12 protein-coding genes and 2 pseudogenes are annotated in these 18,884 nt (G+C 65.5%); 5 read left to right on the top strand and 9 right to left on the bottom strand.

Features of this window, described 5'->3' with window-relative positions; genetic code table 11:
• Positions 1 to 1,003: 1,003 nt before the first annotated feature.
• Positions 1,004 to 2,150, top strand: a pseudogene (locus M9902_RS09195) (IS3 family transposase).
• 47 nt (positions 2,151 to 2,197) lie between these two features.
• On the opposite strand, the pseudogene M9902_RS09200 reads toward M9902_RS09195, so the two are convergent.
• From M9902_RS09200 to M9902_RS09220, 5 genes and pseudogenes are all read right to left on the bottom strand, one after another.
• Positions 2,198 to 2,829: pseudogene (locus M9902_RS09200) on the bottom strand (transposase); the annotation flags it as partial.
• 354 nt (positions 2,830 to 3,183) lie between these two features.
• Positions 3,184 to 5,520: an NADP-dependent malic enzyme gene (locus tag M9902_RS09205; protein WP_297222448.1), complete on the bottom strand. Its 2,337-nt coding sequence runs from the start codon at positions 5,518 to 5,520 to the stop codon at positions 3,184 to 3,186.
• A 198-nt stretch (positions 5,521 to 5,718) separates the two neighbouring features.
• Positions 5,719 to 6,975: a flavohemoglobin expression-modulating QEGLA motif protein gene (locus tag M9902_RS09210; protein ID WP_297222450.1), complete on the bottom strand. Its 1,257-nt coding sequence runs from the start codon at positions 6,973 to 6,975 to the stop codon at positions 5,719 to 5,721.
• Positions 6,962 to 8,080, bottom strand: a complete 1,119-nt coding sequence (gene rsgA, locus M9902_RS09215; protein WP_297222452.1) for a ribosome small subunit-dependent GTPase A — start codon at positions 8,078 to 8,080, stop codon at positions 6,962 to 6,964. Before rsgA ends, M9902_RS09210 begins: the two co-directional genes overlap by 14 nt.
• Positions 8,081 to 8,180: 100 nt before the next feature.
• Entirely contained in the window at positions 8,181 to 11,237 is a 3,057-nt protein-coding gene (locus M9902_RS09220) for a ligand-binding sensor domain-containing diguanylate cyclase (protein WP_297222454.1), read from the bottom strand.
• 177 nt (positions 11,238 to 11,414) lie between these two features.
• Here M9902_RS09220 and M9902_RS09225 point away from each other — a divergent pair, with 177 nt between their 5' ends.
• Both M9902_RS09225 and grxD read left to right on the top strand, forming a co-directional pair.
• Positions 11,415 to 12,674, top strand: a complete 1,260-nt coding sequence (locus tag M9902_RS09225; RefSeq protein WP_297222456.1) for a pyridoxal phosphate-dependent aminotransferase — start codon at positions 11,415 to 11,417, stop codon at positions 12,672 to 12,674.
• Positions 12,675 to 12,744: 70 nt separating this feature from the next.
• Complete coding sequence (grxD, locus tag M9902_RS09230) at positions 12,745 to 13,668, top strand: Grx4 family monothiol glutaredoxin (protein ID WP_297170540.1); 924 nt, start codon at positions 12,745 to 12,747, stop codon at positions 13,666 to 13,668.
• Positions 13,669 to 13,686: 18 nt separating this feature from the next.
• Here grxD and M9902_RS09235 read toward each other — a convergent pair whose 3' ends face one another.
• Positions 13,687 to 14,220 carry a DUF924 family protein gene (locus M9902_RS09235; protein ID WP_297170538.1) on the bottom strand — a complete coding sequence of 178 codons (534 nt, stop codon included), beginning with the start codon at positions 14,218 to 14,220 and terminating at the stop codon, positions 13,687 to 13,689.
• Between the two features lie 235 nt (positions 14,221 to 14,455).
• On the opposite strand from M9902_RS09235, the gene M9902_RS09240 reads away from it, so the two are divergent.
• Both M9902_RS09240 and M9902_RS09245 read left to right on the top strand, forming a co-directional pair.
• On the top strand, positions 14,456 to 15,397 hold the full coding sequence (locus M9902_RS09240; protein WP_297170536.1) for a DegV family protein: 942 nt from the start codon (positions 14,456 to 14,458) through the stop codon (positions 15,395 to 15,397).
• A 28-nt stretch (positions 15,398 to 15,425) separates the two neighbouring features.
• Positions 15,426 to 16,100, top strand: coding sequence for an ATP-binding protein (locus M9902_RS09245; RefSeq protein ID WP_297222459.1), 675 nt, complete (start codon positions 15,426 to 15,428; stop codon positions 16,098 to 16,100).
• Between the two features lie 80 nt (positions 16,101 to 16,180).
• On the opposite strand, the gene fghA is transcribed toward M9902_RS09245, so the two are convergent.
• From fghA to M9902_RS09260, 3 genes are all read right to left on the bottom strand, one after another.
• Positions 16,181 to 17,014 (bottom strand): S-formylglutathione hydrolase, encoded by an 834-nt coding sequence (gene fghA, locus M9902_RS09250; RefSeq protein WP_297222461.1) that lies wholly within the window; start codon positions 17,012 to 17,014, stop codon positions 16,181 to 16,183.
• Positions 17,015 to 17,076: 62 nt separating this feature from the next.
• On the bottom strand, positions 17,077 to 17,763 hold the full coding sequence (locus M9902_RS09255; RefSeq protein ID WP_297222463.1) for an NAD(P)H-binding protein: 687 nt from the start codon (positions 17,761 to 17,763) through the stop codon (positions 17,077 to 17,079).
• Positions 17,760 to 18,869 (bottom strand): S-(hydroxymethyl)glutathione dehydrogenase/class III alcohol dehydrogenase, encoded by a 1,110-nt coding sequence (locus tag M9902_RS09260; protein WP_297222464.1) that lies wholly within the window; start codon positions 18,867 to 18,869, stop codon positions 17,760 to 17,762. The genes M9902_RS09255 and M9902_RS09260 overlap by 4 nt, the downstream gene beginning before the upstream one ends.
• Positions 18,870 to 18,884: the final 15 nt, after the last annotated feature.

The following is an 18,884-nucleotide window of genomic DNA, read 5'->3' on the forward strand; positions in this document are numbered from 1 at the left end:
TATGAAGGACATGACCATCCTCGCGGAGTAGCCTCCCCAAATCCCAAGCTCCTAGATCAACCGGAGTTCCTGCCCTCTGGCCGGCCAACGGAAAATGGAAAGTTTCATGCTGCAGCGCAAGCGTTCAAGCGCGGACAGCGGCCGCCTGAACGGGTTCGTGTCTACGAAAAACTAAAGAAAGGCATCTGGTCATATAACGTGTCTTCCACTTAGTTGACTCATGGGTGGAGCGAGACGCCCACCGAGCCGTATTTAGGTTTAATTAGTGGCCGTCGAATCGGACGAAAACTTTTGACCTGCCGCCAGGCCTACCGCCGAACATCGCCGGCTAATCCCTACCGAGGTTAAAGTCAAAGTCTGGAAGCGTGATGGCGGGAGGTGCCAAGAGTGTGGTGCCACCGATGAGCTGCACTTCGACCATGTACTTCCATTCTCACTTGGTGGGTCATCAATCACGGCTGAGAACGTGCAATTGCTATGCGCAAGGCACAACATCGCCGACAACAAGATGTCTAAGAGTGTAGTGCTACTTCACAATTCGTTCAAGCCGACGCCGCTTCGTGGCAACTCTCGCGTGCTTACGCTACGCTGGCACGTTCGCCGCCGCTACGCAGCGCGGCTTAACTCAGGCGTTAGCCCTAGGTGAGGCAATGAGAGCCGGTGACGAGAGGTGGCACGAGGTATTCGAGCGAGATCGAGGTCACTGCCGTTACTGTGGCTGCGACTTGCTGGCGACCTTCGAGCATTACTACTTCGCGGAGGTAAGACCATCTTCTCCCTTGGTCGGCCCCGGATAGAGATGCTCTGGTCAATCTTGTACTAGCTTGCCGCTTGTAATGGACGGCTCTCAAGAGCGCACTCTCTTGGCCACATCACATTTGAGTCGCGCAAAGCCTATCTTCAGCAAGACCATCTGAGCATCGGCACTAGGAGAATGTATGGGGTTCACCCCCGTTTTCACGGACACTTACGAGAAGGCCGATCGAGGCCCTGAGGAGTGTTCATGTCGAAGCGAAGGAAGTTCAGCACTGAGTTCAAGCGTGGTGCGGTTGAGCAAGCCAGCCGGCCAGGCGTCAGCTGTGCCCAGGTGGCGCGGGAACTGGGGATCCGGGATAACCTGCTGACCCGTTGGAAGCGGGAAGCCCAGATGCAGGGCAAGACCGCATTCGGTGGCACCGGGACGCCCCGGGACGAGGAAGTGGCGCGTCTCAAACGCGAACTGGCCCGGGTGCAGAAGGAGCGGGATTTTTTGCGCGAAGCGGCGACGTTCTTTGCCAAGGGATCGTCCCGAGGTATCGGGTGATCGAACGTTGCCGCGATGAGTTTCCGATTCGACTGATGTGCCGCTGCCTGAAGGTATCGGCCAGCGGCTACTACGACTGGAGCAAGCGCTTGCCCAGTGCCCGCCAGCATGACAACGCACGCTTGCTCAGGCGCATTCGGGAGTTGCACACGGACAGCCGAGGCACCTTGGGTGCCGGTCGGATGCAGGAAGATCTTGCCGATGAAGGCGAGACGGCAAGCCTGAACCGGGTGGCTCGGATCATGGCTGCCGACGGACTGCAAGGCTGGCCGCGACGAAACGGCGTGGTCAGCGCGGGAACCCGCGCGCTGACGCCCTTGGTGTCGCAGCCACCTGGAACGGGACTTCACCGCGCTGGAGCCGGAGACCAAATGGGTCATCGACATCACCGAGATCAAGACGGCCGAAGGCAAGCTGTACCCGTGCATCGTCTTGGACTTGTTCGACCAGCGCGTCGGGCTGGTCAGTACCGCGGCAGGATCGACAGATGGTGATCCAGATTGCGAATGTCTGGCAGCGTCAGGACAACCATCCGGTCATCCCTGCGCTCCGACCGCGGCAGCCAGTTCCGAAGCGGCGGCTACCAGAACTATCTGGTGGCAAACAAGCTCGTGTGCTCGATGAGTGCCGTGGGCCATTGTGGCGACAACGCCGCCTGCGAGGGGTTCTTCGGCCTGCTCAAGCGCGGCGTCATATACCGATCCAGAGTATCCAACGCTCGCTGCCGCCCGGGCTGGATGTGTTCGGCTACATCGAGCGACGCCATAACCCAAGGATGCGACGCAGAGTCATCAGACAAGATCAGAAGTTTTCAGCTCTTTCCAAACCGTCCGTGATTTCGGGGTAGAACCCAAGTTCTACTTCTCAGGTGTGCGCGATAGGGTGGAGCTTACGCATCGACCACACCTGGTTGATCGCGGTCGGCACCGCCAGCGGCTGCGGCGTCTCCCGCACCAGACGTTTCCTCGGCTTGATCCGCAGGTTCAACTCCAGCTCACGGTAGATGCGATACACGCGTTTGTGGTTCCAGCCGAAGCCCTTGACGTTGCGCAGGTGCAAGAAGCACAACCCGAAGCCCCAGTCACGGAACGCCGTGGTCAGTCGGAGCAACCAGTCGGCGATCACCGCGTCCTCGTCCGGACGCTGCGCCACATAGCGGTAGCAGGTCTCGCTGACGGTGAACGCATGGCAGGCCTGCCGGATGTTCATGGCCTTGTGTTCCACCGCCCATCGGGCCATCTCCCGGCGCTGAGATGGCCTCACCATTTTTTTGACATCGCCTCCCGAAGCACATCCGCGGTCATCTGTGACTCGGCGTACATCTTCTTCAGGCGTCGGTTCTCGTCCTCGAGTTCCTTGAGCCGCGCCATCAGCGAGGCGTCCATGCCGCCGAACTTGCTGCGCCACTTGTAGAACGTCGCCGAACTGATGCCGTGCTCGCGGCACAGCTCCGGCACGGGTGTGCCGACCTCGGCCTGCTTGAGTACGGCAATGATCTGGCTGTCGGTGAAACGGGACTTCTTCATGGAACCTCCTCGGGAAAGACTACGAGAAAATTCCACTTCTGACGTCAGCTAATTGGTGGGGGGATTACCCGGGAGCCGAACCGCGCAGACATAGCCGGTGCTGCGCTCCACCAAGGTCAGGAGGCGGGGGCGTTCTCTGCTGGGGCCCATGACCGTATCGCCTCCCCAGTGGCCAATCTCCTGTCGTTCCTCGACCGCAGCAGGGCGGCTGTCAATCATCGGCTTGCCGCCAAGTTCCCATTTATTTTTACGTTCGATTGCGGCGGCATTTGCCGCCTTGCCGGAGCTGTTTGAACAGGGCGTGCTTAGCCTGTCCCGCATGCAGCATGTCTGGAGTGTAAAAACCCCGATGTTCTATGCCCCCGGTTTGACACTGCGCCGCAGCTGCGTGGTCGCCGCTCGCATGCCTCCGGCGGCGCGAAGTTGTGCGTCCACGGCCACAACTGCGGTCATGTTCACGACACGGCGCGAACTGGAGGCCGGCGTCAGGATGTGCGCGGCTTGATCCAGGCCCATCAGGATCGGGCCGATCGCCACGCCGCCGGTCATCACCCGGATCAGGTTGTAGGCAATGTTGGCGGCATCAAGGTTGGGCAGTACCAGCAGGTTGGCGCGGCCTTTGAGCGTGGTGTTCGGGAAGATGCGCTGGCGCAGGGCTTCGTCCCAGGCCGTGTCGGCCATCATCTCGCCATCGACCTCGAGTTCGGGCGCGCGTTCGCGGAGGATTTCGCAAGCCCGGTGCATCTTGGTGGCACTGGCATCCTGGTGGCTGCCGTAATTGGAATGCGACAACAGCGCCACCTTCGGTTCGATCCCGAACAGCTTGAGCCGCATCGCGGCTTGCAGGGTGGATTCGGCAATTTTCTCCGCTGACGGTTCGAGATGTACGTGGGTATCGACGAAGAACCAGGCACCGGCGTCGTTGAGTACGCCGGTCATCGCGGCGGTGCCCTGGGTGCCAGGTTCGAAGTCGAAAATGCTGTGCAGGTAGCCCAGTTTCTTGTGGTAGCGGCCGACCAATCCGCAGATCAGGGCATCGGCTTCGCCGCGCTCCACCATCATCGCCGCGATCAGGGTCGGGCGCGAACGCATCAGGTTCTTGGCTGCATCCGGGGTCACGCCGCGGCGTTCGGTCAGGGCGTGGTACTGGCGCCAGTACTCGTCGAAACGTGGGTCATCACCGATGTTGGTCAACTCGAAATCCACCCCGGCGCGCATCCGCAGGCCCAACTTTTCGATGCGGCTTCCGATCACCTCCGGACGGCCGATCAGGATCGGGAACGCCAGCTTCTCGTCGATCACGGTCTGCACCGCGCGCAGCACCACGTACTCTTCGCCCTCGGCATAAACCACCCGTTTGAGGTCGGCGCGGGCGCGATCGTAGACCGGTTTCATCATCAGGCTGGTGCGATAGATGAACTGGCCCAGCTTTTCCGTGTAGGCATCGAGATCGGCCAGCGGACGCTCGGCCACGCCGGAGTCCATCGCCGCCTTCGCCACCGCCGGTGCCAGCTTGGTCAACAGGCGCGGGTCGAACGGACGCGGGATCAGGTACTCGCGGCCGAAGCGCGGAATTTCCCCGCCATAGGCGCTGCCGAGGTCGGACGCCTCCTGCCGCGCCAGTTCGGCGATCGCGCGCACGCAGGCCAGCTTCATCGCCTCGGTGATCTCGGTGGCACCGACGTCGAGCGCGCCGCGGAAGATGTAGGGAAAACAGACCGCGTTGTTGACCTGGTTCGGGTAGTCGCTGCGCCCGGTGGCAATGATCGCATCCGGGCGCACTGCAAGGGCGTCTTCGGGAAGAATCTCCGGGTACGGATTGGCCAGCGCGAGGATGATCGGGTTCTCCGCCATCGTCGCCACCATCTCCGGCTTGAGAATGCCACCCGCCGACAGGCCGAGGAACACATCGGCGCCCTCCACGATCTGCGCCAGGGTGCGCTGGTCGGTATTGCGCGCATAGCGCGCCTTGTCGGGGTCAAGATGGTCGCGCCCGACATGGATCACGCCCTCGCGATCGAAGGCCAGGATGTTTTCCGGCCGCATGCCCAGCGCCACCAGCATGTCGAGGCAGGCGATGCCGGCCGCGCCAGCGCCGCTGGTGGCCAGCCGCACGTTCTCGATCTTCTTGCCGGCCACGTGCAGGGCGTTGAGAACGGCGGCGCCGACGATGATCGCGGTGCCGTGCTGGTCGTCGTGGAACACCGGGATGTTCATTCGCTCACGCAGCTTGCGCTCGACGATGAAGCACTCCGGTGCCTTGATGTCCTCGAGGTTGATGCCGCCGAAGGTTGGTTCGAGGCTGGCGATGATGTCGACCAGTTTGTCTGGGTCGCGTTCGTTGATCTCGATGTCGAACACGTCGATGCCGGCGAACTTCTGGAACAGGATGCCCTTGCCTTCCATGACGGGCTTCCCCGCCAGCGGGCCGATGTCACCCAGGCCCAGCACGGCGGTGCCGTTGCTGATGACTGCCACCAGGTTGCCGCGCGCGGTGTACTCGCTGACCAAGCGTGGATTGGCGGCGATTTCCTCGCAGGCGAAGGCCACACCCGGCGAATAGGCCAGCGCCAGGTCGCGCTGGGTCACCATGGGCTTGGTGACGGCGATCTTGATCTTGCCTTTGGGTTCGAGGCGGTGGTAATCGAGGGCGGCCTGCTTGAGGTCTTCGCTCGCGCGGCTGTCTGACATGGGGTCTGTCCGATTTCTGGTCCGGGCCAATGATGATAGCGACTTGGCCGTGGCGGGGCTGAAGCCGGCGCAACGGCCGGCCTTGTTGCCGGCGTTGGCGCGGCATGCCGCAGAGCCGCTGCTGCGGCATCGGGTGCTGTCGCGAAACCGCATGCCCGGGATGTCGAGGGCATCCGAAACAACCCGGACACGGAAAGTTCAGATATCCGTCACCGAATCCATCGCCATGACCTGATCCAGCCGGATCCGGTTGGCGAACAGGGAAAACGCCAGTGCACCGGCCAAGCCGTTTGCGCGCGCCACCCATTCCGGCAGCCAGCGCGGCTCGGCCAACCCGCCCTCGCCGAACAGCGGCGCGAAGCGCTGCACGTCGGCCAGCGTCATCTTGCCGGCGAACAGCATCCGGCACAGGCGCAGTTTCCCGTTCTTGAGCGCCCAGCGGAAGAAGGTGTGGACGCCGATCAGGCCACGCAGGTACACGGTGTCCTTGGTGAAGGCGTAGCCACCGCTGGTGGGGACACCGCGAAAGACCCGCTGCGCCGAGGTGAAGCTCTCGACCTCGGTTTGCCCGGCGTCGAGGAAATAGCGGAACACCGCCATGAAATCGGCGCCTTCCTGCGCCATCGCCACCGCCTCGATGCGCAGGCTGACCCGCTTCATGCGCTCGATATCGATGCTGCCGGTGATCTGCTCGGCGAACACCGCCAGCCCTTCCTGGGTCGCGGTGGTGCGCGGCGAAGACAGCGCCAAACTCGGCAACACGGTCTGTTGCTGGCCGTTGAGTGCGGTCAGCGAATGCACGAAGGCTTCGTGCTGCAGCAATTGCTGCAGGTCGTAATCGGAAAACGCGGCGCCGGTGCGCACGCGGATGCGGGTGGCGCCGGCAGCCGCCTTGGCAATCAAGTCGGGATCCCGCTCGACCGTGATCACGCGGCCATCGAAGAAATCGTCCAGCCTGGCCTGCAATTGCAACACCAGGGCGGTGGCGGAAATTTCCACCTGTTCAGACGGTGCCAGCAGTTCGCGGTCCATTTCATCGGCCACGCTGATGAAGTGGTTGGCCGCTTCCCGCGTGGTCGCGCCGCCCGGAAGCACCCGGTCGGGTCCGCCAAACAGGGACTGCGACAATTCCGCAACCTTCGGCGAACCCAGGCATTCGAGCAGCTGCGCCGCCAGGTCCCAGTCGCGCGCCGATTCGAGAAGGTACTGGCCCAGCGGGTGTTCCGGATCCGCCGCGGCGATGATTGCATCGAACTCGCGTCGGGCCGCGCTGAAGTCGCGCTTCGGATAGTCGTAGGCGGGCAGTTGCGCCTGGCCGCGGGCGTAAGCCGCGAGGAACATGTCACGCTCACTGGCCGGCCAGCTCGCGTAGCTGAGCAGGCGGATGCCCTTGGCCGCGCGTGCCATGCGCGCATCGAGCGCGGCGTGGTGGCTGATGGCGTCAGTGCCGGCCATGTTTGTCGTCCAACCGCTTGTGCAGCGCCTTGGTTTGCACGCGCGCATCGGCTTTTTGCGCCAGTCGCATCGCCAGTCGGCCAGCCGCACCATCCACTTCATCGGACAGTTTCAGGAAATTGGCCACGCGCTCGCCCTCCAATTCACCCCGCTCGACCGCCGCGCGCACCGCGCAGCCAGGCTCCGTCGCGTGCTTGCAGTCGCGGAACCGACACTGCGCTGCCAAGGCCTCGACGTCGACGAAGCTTGCCGCCACGGCTTCCTCGCCGGTGGGTTTGAGCTCGCGCATGCCCGGCGTATCGATGAGGCAGGCGCCCGCGGGCAAGGCAATCAGCGCGCGGTGGGTGGTGGTATGGCGGCCGCGCGCATCGTGCTCGCGCACCGCGCCGGTCTTCATTCTTTCAACCCCAAGCAAGGTATTGGTCAAGGTCGATTTGCCGGCACCGGAACTGCCGACCAGCACGATGCTGCGGCCTGCGCCCAGCCACGGCGCGAGTACGGCGACGCTGGCGCGATCCTTGGCATTCACCGCGTGCACGGGCACGTCCAGCGCACGCAACGCGAGCAGTGCGGCCTCGGCATCGGCACCGTCCTTGTCGGCCTTGGTCAGCACCACGACCGGCTGCACGCCGCTGCCGGCCACCAGAAGAAGGTAGCGTTCGATCCGGCGCGGATTGAAGTCCGCATCCAGCCCGCAGACCACGAACACGGTATCGACGTTGGCGGCGATCACCTGCTGGCGATAGTGCTCGCCGGCGGCGCCGCGCTTGATGGCAGAGTAGCGCGGCAGCAGGGCCACGATCCGCAGCGCGTTCGGCGCCTCGCCTGCCACCAGCACCCAGTCACCCACCGCCGGCCGCGCCTCGGGGCTGAGTGCATCCTTGCGATAGCTGCCGGCGTGCTGCCACTCGGGCAGGGATTCGGCCGGGTGCACCTGGTCGATGCTCTCCGACACGCGATAGCCGCTGCGGTGCTGCGCCACGATTCGTGCCGGACGTGCCTGCGCATGCGCTGCCAGCACCACGTCCCAGCCCGGCGGCAACGCGTCAGGCGTCCAATGCCAGCCGATGGCAGCCAAGGCAGGGGGCGGTGAGCTCAAGGGCATGCAGCATCGGTTTCCGGCAGGGTGTGGGCCCATTGTCATGCAAAAGCGCAGCGCCGGCTGCTCGACACATCAGGCAACGCCGACTTGATCAGCGTTGCCCTCATATCGGGTTGGCCGCACGCGCGACCCGGTTGCGTCCACCGGCCTTGGCCTCATACAGGGCCGCATCCACGATTGCGAGCAGACCATCGACCCGATCATCGCTGTCGGGCACGACGCTGAACACACCTGCACTCATCGTCAGCGTTTCCACATCATTGCCGATTGCCCGCGGCGGCAGCGCTTCCACCGAAGCACGCATCCGCTCTGCCACTTCCATCACCTCCGCAAGCTCTGCCGCCACCAGCAGGCAGACGAACTCTTCGCCACCAAACCGTGCGACCAGGTCGCCGGGCCGCACGACGGCGTTCAACGCATGCGACACCGCCCGCAGCGCGACGTCCCCGGCGAGATGGCCATGCCGGTCGTTGTAGTTCTTGAAGTGGTCGATATCGACCATGATCAGGCCCAGCGGCAGTTTCTGCGCGGCGGCGCGGGCGATTTCCGCTTCCAGCACTTCGGTCAAGCGGCGCCGGTTGGCCACCCCGGTCAATGGATCGAGATAGGACATCGCGGTCAGCCGCTCATTGGCGGCGCGCAGCTCCCGGGTCCGATCGGCCACGATCCGCCGCAGCTGCCGTTGGCGCGACCGCAGTCTTCGGTTGTAGGCCATGACCAAGGCGATGACGGCCAGCAGCGCCAGCAGCGCCAGCACGGCCTGTACCCATCCGCGCTGCCACCACAGTGGCGCGATGGTGATCGCCGGCATCACCAGGGTTCGGGTGCTGCCGTTGAAGTCGCGGGCTTCGATGCGCAGGGCGTAGCGGCCGGGTGGCAGGTTGGTGAACACCCGCCGACGCTCCTCCGACCATGGCGTCATTTCGGTCTCGTAGCCTTGCAGCCGGCTGCGGTACCGGGTTTCGTCCTCGCGCTGGCCGCTGAGCAGGCTGTAGTCGATCTCGACCCGGTGATCGCCGGGCGCCAGGTGCAGCGACGCCCGATCCGGAAGCGCCCGGGTCACGCCATCCACCCCCAGCGCCGTGACCAGAAGCGGCCCCGGAGCGGACGCCGGGCGCGCCTCCAGCGCCGGATCGTACATTCCCAGCCCGCCCATGGTCCCCACCCAGTAGCGGTCATGGACATCGACCTTCTGCGCGCCGATGTTGCACTCCTCGTGGACCAGGCCATCGCGGCGTCGGTACACCCGGGATTGATACCCGCCGCGGCCATCGGGCGTCAGCCGCTGGATGCCGTGGTTGGTGCAGATCCACACCCGTCCCCGGCTGTCGGGCGCGATGCTGTACACCATCCGGTTGGGCGGCGGCGGAATCCCGTTTGGATCCAGCAGCTGCGGGCGCATCGGATCGGTCACATCCAGGCGCGAAATGCCGTTGTGGTTGCTGCCCACCCAAAGCTGCTGCGTCTGGCCCGCGCGGATCAGGGCCATGCCGATGTGCGGACCGCCGGGCAAGCCTGGAACATCCCGGATCAGGGTCCAGGTTTGGCCATCGAAGCGGGCCAACCCTTGCCGCGTCCCCGCCCACAGCCAGGAGCGGCCGCTGGCGTCGATCTGTTCGCTCAGATCGTATACGGTCCACGCTGCCTCCGCCCCCTGCGTCCGATACGCCGTCCAGCGTCCATCGCGCCAGCGGAAGATGCCGCCGCCGCGCACCCCCACCCACCACTCGATCGCTCCGTCGATGCGGCGCGCCAGCATGGAGGAGGCATACACATTGGGCGCAATCGACCAAGGCGTATCGAAAGGAACCAGCTCAAATCGATCATTGATTTCGTACAGCGAAGCCCCGACGAACGCGACCAACCGATGGGGTCTCCCATCCGGACCCGGCAAGCGAAACAAGCCGCTCACCGTGCCCTGCGGCAATGCGCCGTTGGCGGCATTGAAGTGGCGCCATTTGCCCGCATCGAGCAGGGCCAGCCCGGCGACCGGCGCAGCCACCCACAGCCGCTCCCCGCCGCGGCCATCGGGCTCGACGATGACACCGAAAACGCCGTTGCCCTGTTCGCCCATCCGCGTCACCACGGTCCACGGGCCGCGCCCCAGGGTTGCCCGCACCATGCCCTGTTCGGTGGCCAGCCACAGCGCCTGACTGCCATCCGGCAGGGTCTGGACCATGACATCCTTGATGACGTCCGACGGCAGCCCGTCGCGGCGGTCGTAGCGGTCGATCCGCTCTTCCGGCCCATGGATCCGCAGCAGCCCCGCGCGCGTGGCGATCCACAGGTCGCGCTGGCCGGTTGCACCGCGGGTTTCGACCATCTTGTGCATCGAGGTCGCGGGCACGCCCGCTTCACCGGGCTTCCAGACCCGGATGCCGTCATCGCGCAGCCGCACCAGGCCGTTGTTGTAGGGAATGAACCAGAGCTCTTCCTGCCCCGCATCATTGCGGCTTGCAAACAGCCGCCCCGGAATCAACCGGTCGATCACCGGATGGTGGAAACGCTGCCACGGCCCGAATCCCGCCGGTTCGACGCGTCGATACCACAACCCGCCGTTGATATCCCCCAGCCATTGTCGTGGCTCCCCGAACAGACGGCGCGTTTGTGCAAAACCCGACGGCCGGATGCCCGCCTGCGCCGGATCGCCGAAATCCTTGCGCCAACGGTTGCCCTCAAGCTGCCAGACGCCGGTCTGGCCAGTGGCCACCAGAAGCCGGCCGGGACCGCTGCCGACAGCCTGGAAAGACCCGAATTCGTCCGCTTTGCCGCCCGTCGTCCAACGCCGTCCGTCGTAGCGGGCGTAGCCGGAGAACCCCAGCAATGCCCACAGCGCGCCATCCGGGGCGGTTGCCAAGTCCATGATCGGACTGTTCGGGACCGGCAGCGCAGCGGCATGCCAGCGGTAGCCGTCGAACCACGCCAGGCCGTTGTCCGACCCCGTCCAAACCAGCCCGCGCGCGTCTTGCGCCACGGCATTCCAGGCACCGTCCTCGAGGCCGTCCTGGCTGCCGTAGACGGTGAACACAGGCGCTGCGGTGGCCGGCACGACCAAGGGGCGCAGCGCGGTCGGGGCTGCAAGCCGGTCACGCGCGCCGGCAGCACTGACCGCCAGCGCCAACACCAGCGTGCACAGCAAACGCCACAGCACCCATCCCACAATGACACTCCTGCCCATGGACGCCATCGATTATGGCAAAGCTCCTGCGCGGTTGGCTTGATCTGAATCCAGCATTCCCGGCGGGCACAGCGTCCCCTGATCCGGGCGCCGCGGCCTTCATTTCCTGCGGCAGCATTTCCGCTAGGCTATGCGCTCCGATTTTCCTGCCGTTCCCCCATGTCCGCCATCAACCCCCGCCACAAGATCGCCACCCGCACCCGTTTGACCGAAGTTCGCTACGAAATCCGGGGGGAATTGGCGCGGCGCGCGCGCGAGATGGAGGCCAACGGGCGCAAGTTGATCAAGCTGAACATCGGCAACCCCGGCGCGTTCGGCTTCCGCGCGCCCGAGCATCTGCAGAACGCGATCGCCGGCGGCATTGCCCGCACCGATCCGTACACCCACCAGCAAGGCCTGCCGGAAGCGCGCGAGGCGATCGCCGCCTTCCACAAGCAGCGCGGCACGCCCAATGCCTCGCCGGAGCGCGTGTTCGTCGGCAATGGCGTGTCCGAGCTGATCGACATTTCCCTGCGCGCCCTGCTCAACCCCGGCGAGGAAGTGCTGGTGCCCTCGCCCGACTACCCGCTGTGGTCGGCGGCCACCATCCTCAACGACGGTCGCCCGGTCTATTACAAATGTGACCGCGACAACGGCTTCCTGCCCGATCCCGAGCAGATCGAATCGCTGGTGTCCTCGCGCACCCGCGCGATCGTGCTGATCAATCCCAACAACCCGACCGGCGCGAACTACCCGAAGGCGCTGCTGGAGCGGATCGTCGAGATCGCCCGCCGTTACCGTCTGCTGTTGCTGGTCGATGAAATCTACGACGGCATCCTGTACGACGATGCGGTGTTCCAGCCGGTCGCGCCGCTGGCCGGCGACCTGCCGTGCATGAGCTTCGGCGGGCTGTCCAAGGTGCACCGCGCCTGCGGCTGGCGGGTCGGCTGGGCGGTGCTGAGCGGCGATCCGCTGGCCTGCGGAGACTTCCACCACGCGCTCGACCTGCTCGGCGCGCTGCGCCTGTGCGCCAATGTGCCGGGGCAATTCGCGATCGAGCAAGCCCTGCACGGCACCGACACCATCACCCCGTTGTGCCGCCCCGGTGGCCGCCTGTTCGAAACCCGCAAGGCCCTGATCGAGAGCTGCGCCGCCAGCGAGCACCTGTCGCTGGTGGCACCGGCCGGGGCGCTGTACGGCTTCCCGCGCGTGGTCGGCGATGCCGCCCGCGGCTTCGATGACCACGAATTCGCGCTGGACATGCTGGAACAGGAAGACGTGCTGATCGTGCCCGGTACCAGCTTCAACGTGCCCTACCGCGAGCACTTCCGTGTCACGCTGCTGCCGGAAGCGCCGATGCTGCGCGAGGTGTTCACCCGCATCGATCGCGTGCTGGCGCGACGTGCCCAGGGCACTGACGCATGCAGCGCGGTGGCCTGACCCAGGCCCGAGTCAGCGTTCGTCATTTTGCACATCGTAAAATCCACGGTTCGTCTTCCCGGAAATCCCCATGTCCCTTGATTCGGCCCTGCGCGCTCGCATCGAAACGGTGCTGTCCTCCAACCCCGTCGTCCTGTTCCTGAAGGGCACGCCAAGCGCCCCGCAGTGCGGGTTTTCTGCGCGCGCGGTGGCCGCCCTCGACGCCACCGGTGCGGACTATGCCCACGTCAACGTGCTGGCCGACCCGGACATCCGCGAAGGCATCAAGGTCTTCGGCGACTGGCCGACCATCCCGCAGCTGTACGTCCACGGCGAGCTGGTCGGCGGCGCCGACATCATTTCCCAGATGGCCGGCAGCGGCGAACTGCACGCCGCGCTGGGCCTGCCGGCGCCGGACCGCACGCCGCCGCAGATCACCATCACCCCGGCCGCCGCGCAGATGCTGAAGCAGGCGCTGGACAACGCCGGCCCCGGCTATGCGCTGCAAATCGAGATCGATCGCGGTTTCAACGCCAGGTTGCAGCTGGCCGAGCGCGACGACACGGCGATCACCACTGAATCCGAAGGCATCCGCGCCCAGTTCGACCTGGTCAGCGCCCAGCGCGCCCGCGGCATGCAGATCGACTGGGCCGACGATGCCCGCGGCAAGGGGCTGGTGATCGACAACCCCAACGCGCCGCCCAAGGTGGGAACGCTGACCCCGGCCGAGACGCGCGACCGGGTCGCTGCCGGCACCCTGACCCTGGTCGACGTGCGCCCGGCGCAGGAGCGTGCCCTGGCCGAGGTCCCCGTGGCCAGCCGCAATTTCGATGATGGCGTCGAGGACATCGAGGCCCTGCCGAAAGACCAGCCGCTGGCCTTCATTTGCCAGGCCGGGGCGCGCAGCCAACAGGCGGCCGAGCACTTCCGCGCGCTCGGGTTTACCCACGTTTACAACGTCGCCGGCGGCACCAACGCCTGGGCCGAGCTCGACCCGACGGTACCGCGCTACTGAGCGCGGCCGCCCGGCGGCTCAGAATCCCCCGCCCGCGTTCAGCCACGCCTGCTCCTCGGGCGTGCTTTCGCGCCCTAGCGCCCGGTTGCGGTGCGGGAAACGGCCGAACTTGGCGATGACATCGCGGTGGATGACCGCGTAATCCAGATACGCCCCGGGCCCGAGCGACTTGAACAACGCCACCGCGCGGTCCTGGTCCACCATCGCTTCGGAATGCTCGAACGGCAGGTAGAAGAACAGCCGCAGCGCCGGGTCGGCTTGCGCGTCGAACCCTGCGGCAATCGCGCTGGACGCATGCAGGCGCGCCAGCGGGTCGGTCGCAAAGGCGTGCGCACTGCCGCGGAAGATGTTGCGCGGAATCTGGTCCAACAGCAGCAACAGCGCCAGCGCACCCTCAGCGTCGCGCATCCAGCCGTCCAGCTCGCGCTGCGCGGCCAGGTGGTGAAGCTCACCGAAGCGCGTCCGGCAGGCTTCGTCGAACGCGACCCCGCCATTGAACCACTTGCCGGCGCCTGCATCGCGCCAGAAGCCCACCATGTCGGCTGGCGTCATTCCACCGCTCCTGTCAGGTTCAAGCATCGGGCGCCACCGGCGATGGGGATCCACACGACTGGACAAGCTCAATCCTAACCCGGCGGCTTCCGCACCCAGTGCATGCTGCATCGCAATATTCGACAGGCGGACTGCTTCCAAACTGGGACATGCTTCACTCGTTGTTCAAGAAGTCGATGCAAATGCCCGTCAATTGGAGTACGTTCGGCGCAGTATGGTGCCTGAGGGGGTGGTCATGCGTATCGGAATCATCATGGACTCGGCGGTGGACTTGCCCAACGAGTTCATCGAAAAAGAAAACATCACCGTCATGCCGGTGACGATCCAGATCGGCAACGCGGTGCTTGCGGATGTGCGCAGCGAAGAGGCGACGATGGGTTTTCTCACCGGCGAAACCGGCGAGCGCGCGTTCGAAGCCGTCAGCACGCCCTACGGCGTACAGGACGTGCACGACCTGTTCCTGAACAAACTGGTCTTCGATTACGACTACGTTTTTTGCATCACCACCGCGGCCAGCCGCAGCGGCATCTACGACAACGCCGTGCAGGCCAGCTATTCGATCCTGAATGACTACAAGCCGATCCGCGCCCAGGCCGGCAACAACACGCCGTTTTCGCTGCGCGTCGTGGACAGCCAGAACGTGTTCCCCGGCCCCGGCGTGGTGGTGGTTGAAGCCGCGCGCCTGCGCGACGCCGGCGAGGCACCGCCGAAGATCCGCAACAGCCTGGAAGCGCTGGTCCAGAACGTGCACGCCTACATGGTGCCGCGCGACCTCTATTACCTGCGCAACCGCACCCGCATCCGCGGCGATCGCAGCGTGAGCCTGTTCAGCGCCTTCATGGGCACCACGCTCGACATCAAGCCGATCCTGCACGCCAACCGCGGCGAAACCGGGCCGGTCGGCAAGGTGAAGGGCTTCGATCATGCGGTCGAGAAAATGTTCGGGTTCGTCGGCAACCGCGTCCGCGAGGGGCTGCTGACCCCGGCGGTGGTGTTGTCCTACGGCGGCGACCTGGCCGAGATGCGCGCGATGCCCGGCTACACGCGCTTGCGCGAGGTCTGCGGCGAGCACGATGTCACCGTCTACGAGACCTTCATGGGCCTGCCCGGCATCGTGAACGTCGGCAAAGGCGCGCTGGCGGTGGGCTTCGCGGCGGAACACAAGAAATTCGAGTGAGTCGCCGCCCGCGCGCGGTCCTGCCAGCGTGACTCCGGTCCTGCTGGCCTGGAGCGGCGGCAAGGACGCCGCGTGGGCGCTGCACGCGCTGCGCCAGCGGGCCGACGTTGAGGTTGTCGCCCTGCTTTCCACCATCACCCGCGAGTACGGCCGTTCTTCGATGCAAGGCGTGCGGATGGACGTGCTGCAGGCACAGGCGCGGGCTGCCGGACTGCCGCTGCTGCAGGCGTCGATCCCGGCACAATGCGACAACGCCCGCTACGAAACGGCGATGGCCCGGACGCTGCAGCAGGCGCAAGCACGCTGGCCGGAGTTGCGCACCGCCGCGTTCGGCGATTTGTTCCTGACCGAGATTCGCGATTACCGCCAGCAGCAGCTGGAGGCCGTCGGCTGGTCTCTGCTCACCCCGTTGTTCGGCAGCCACACGGCCCGGCTGGCGCGGGAGATGCTCGCCGGTGGCCTGGTCGCCGATCTGTGCTGCGTCGACACGACCCGGCTCGAGGCCAAGTTCTCCGGCCGTCGTTTCGATGCCGACCTGCTGGACGAACTCCCGAACGCGGTCGACCCTTGCGGTGAAAACGGCGAGTTCCACACCTGCGTTTCCGCGGGCCCGATGTTTGCGCAGCCCATCGCACTGGAACGCGGCGAGACCGTGCTGCGCGATGGGCGCTTTGCCTATACCGATTTCACGCTGCGCCTGTAGGAGTGCACCGAGGTCGCAGGCCGAGGGGCGCGAATCCCCTTGCATGATCCGAAAAAGCATCGCGCCCCTGCGGCGCGCTCCTACAACCGCTGCAACGCTTTCGCGTGATGGGCGATGTGTTCACCGATGAAACTGGCGATGAAGTAATAGCTGTGATCGAAGCCGGGTTGCAGGCGCAGGTACAGCGGGTGGCCCACTGCATCGGCCGCTTCCTGCAGCAGCCACGGCCGCAGCTGGAGATCGAGGAATTCGTCGGCCTCGCCCTGGTCAATCAAAATCGGCAGTTTTTCCGCTGCCGTCTTTATCAACGCGCAGGCGTCGTACTGCGCCCAGGTCGCGACGTCATCCCCCAGATACGCGGCAAATGCCTTCTGCCCCCAAGGCACCTGCGAAGGCGCCACGATCGGCGCAAACGCCGACACGCTGCGATAGCGTCCGGGATTGCGCAGCGCGGCGACCAGCGCGCCGTGGCCACCCATGGAATGCCCGCTGATCGCACGCGCGCCCGTCACCGGGAAATGCGCTTCGACCAATGCCGCCAGTTCGTCGACGATGTAGTCGTACATCCGGTAATGCGCCGCCCACGGTGCCTGCGTCGCATTGACGTAGAAACCCGCGCCTAGCCCGAGGTCGTAGCCTTCGGCATCGGCCACGCCATCACCACGCGGGCTGGTGTCCGGGCAGACCAGCGCGATGCCGTGCTCGGCCGCATAGCGCTGGGCGCCGGCCTTCTGGATGAAGTTCTGCTCGGTGCAGGTCAGCCCGGACAGCCAGTACAGCACCGGCACCGGCCCGTGCTGCGCCTGCGGCGGCAGGTAGATGGCAAACCGCATCGTGCAGTCCAGCGCCGTTGATGCGTGTTGGTAGACGTCCTGCCAGCCGCCGAAGCAGGCGCGGTGTTCAACGCGATTCATCTCATCCTCCTTGCCCAGCCGTCTCAGAACTCCGGCATTGCGCGTCGGCCACGCATGCCGAATCAGGCGGTCACCCGAATCTGGGCGGCTCGGCTTTGAGCGTCTTGCATCATCGCCGACGTGAGCAGCACCCGTCCGCGCGCGTTTGGCACGGTCGCCGCCAGCGCAGCGGCCACGTCGCTGCCGTCGATGGCGCGCAGACCACGCGGCAGCAGCGGTCGCAGCAGGGCATCGACTTTCGCCCAACGCAGCTCGCCGGCGCGCAGCGGCTGACCCAACGCGGTGCGGTTGCCGCGCAGCAACGATGGCCGTGCGATCACCAGCCCGTCAAACCCGAGCACTGCCAGCGCCGCTTCCAGCTCACCCTTGACCCGGTTGTAGAACACCTGTGAGCGCGTATTGGCGCCCATCGCGCTGACCAGCCCGAGGCGACGCGCACCGGCCGCCTGCGCTGCTCGCGCGACCGCCAGATTGGCGTCGAAATCGACCGCGCGAAATGCGGCCTGGCTTCCGGCCACCGCGATCGTGGTCCCCAGCGCCAGATAAACCTCATCCACGGGCGGCAGCGCTGGCAGCGCCGCAAAGTCCACCCGATGCACCCGCAGCGTCGGGTGTGCGCATGGCAAGTCGCGCCGCGCCAGCGCATGCACTTCCGCCACGCCCGGATCCTCGCACAGGCAGGCCACCAGACTGGCGCCCACCAGCCCGGTGGCACCCGCCACCAGAACTCGGCGGCGAGGCGTGTTCAAAAATGCACCACGCTGCGGATCGAGTGCCCGTCGTGCATCAAATCGAACGCGTCGTTGATCTTGTCCAGCTCCATCGTATGGGTGACGAAGGGCGCCAGCTCGATTTCCTCGCGCATCGCAGCCTCCACCATCCCCGGCAACTGGCTGCGGCCTTTCACGCCACCGAACGCCGTGCCCAGCCACTTGCGCCCCGTCACCAGCTGGAACGGACGGGTGGAAATCTCCTGCCCGGCGCCAGCCACGCCGATGATCACGCTCTGGCCCCAGCCGCGGTGCGCGCATTCCAATGCCGCGCGCATCACGCCCACGTTGCCGATGCACTCGAATGAGTGATCCACGCCCCAGCCGGTCATCTCCACGACCACCTGCTGGATCGGCTTGTCGAAATCGTCTGGATTCACGCAATCGGTGGCACCGAAATGCCGCGCCAGTTCGAACTTGCCCGGGTTGCGGTCAATCGCGATGATCCGCCCCGCCCTTGCCTGATGGGCGCCGTGGATTACCGACAGCCCCAGGCAGCCCAGTCCGAATACCGCGACGGTATCGCCTTCAGCCACCTTGGCCGTGTTCTTTACCGCACCCAGGCCCGTCGTCACGCCACAGCCCAGCAGGCACACCTGCTCGTGGTTGGCCTCTGGATTGATCTTCGCCAGCGAGACCTCGGCCACCACCGTGTATTCGGAAAAGGTCGAACACCCCATGTAGTGGTAAATCGGCTGGCTGTTGTAGCTGAAACGGGTGGTGCCATCGGGCATCACGCCCTTGCCCTGGGTGGCGCGCACCGCCGTGCACAGGTTGGTCTTGCCGGATTGGCAGAACAGGCACTGCCCGCATTCGGCCGTATACAGCGGAATCACGTGATCGCCCGGCTTCACCGACGTGATGCCCTCGCCCACTTCGACCACCACGCCCGCGCCTTCGTGACCCAGTACGCAGGGGAACAAGCCTTCCGGATCATCGCCGGACAGCGTGAACGCATCGGTATGGCAAACGCCGGTATGGGTGATTTTGATCAGCACTTCGCCGGCTTTCGGTGGGGCCACGTCGATCTCGACGATCTGCAAAGGCTGGCCTGCGGCAAAGGCGACGGCGGCGCGGGATTTCATGAGCGGACTCCTGAT

This window comes from Thermomonas sp. (assembly GCF_023953935.1).
Taxonomy (GTDB): domain Bacteria; phylum Pseudomonadota; class Gammaproteobacteria; order Xanthomonadales; family Xanthomonadaceae; genus Thermomonas.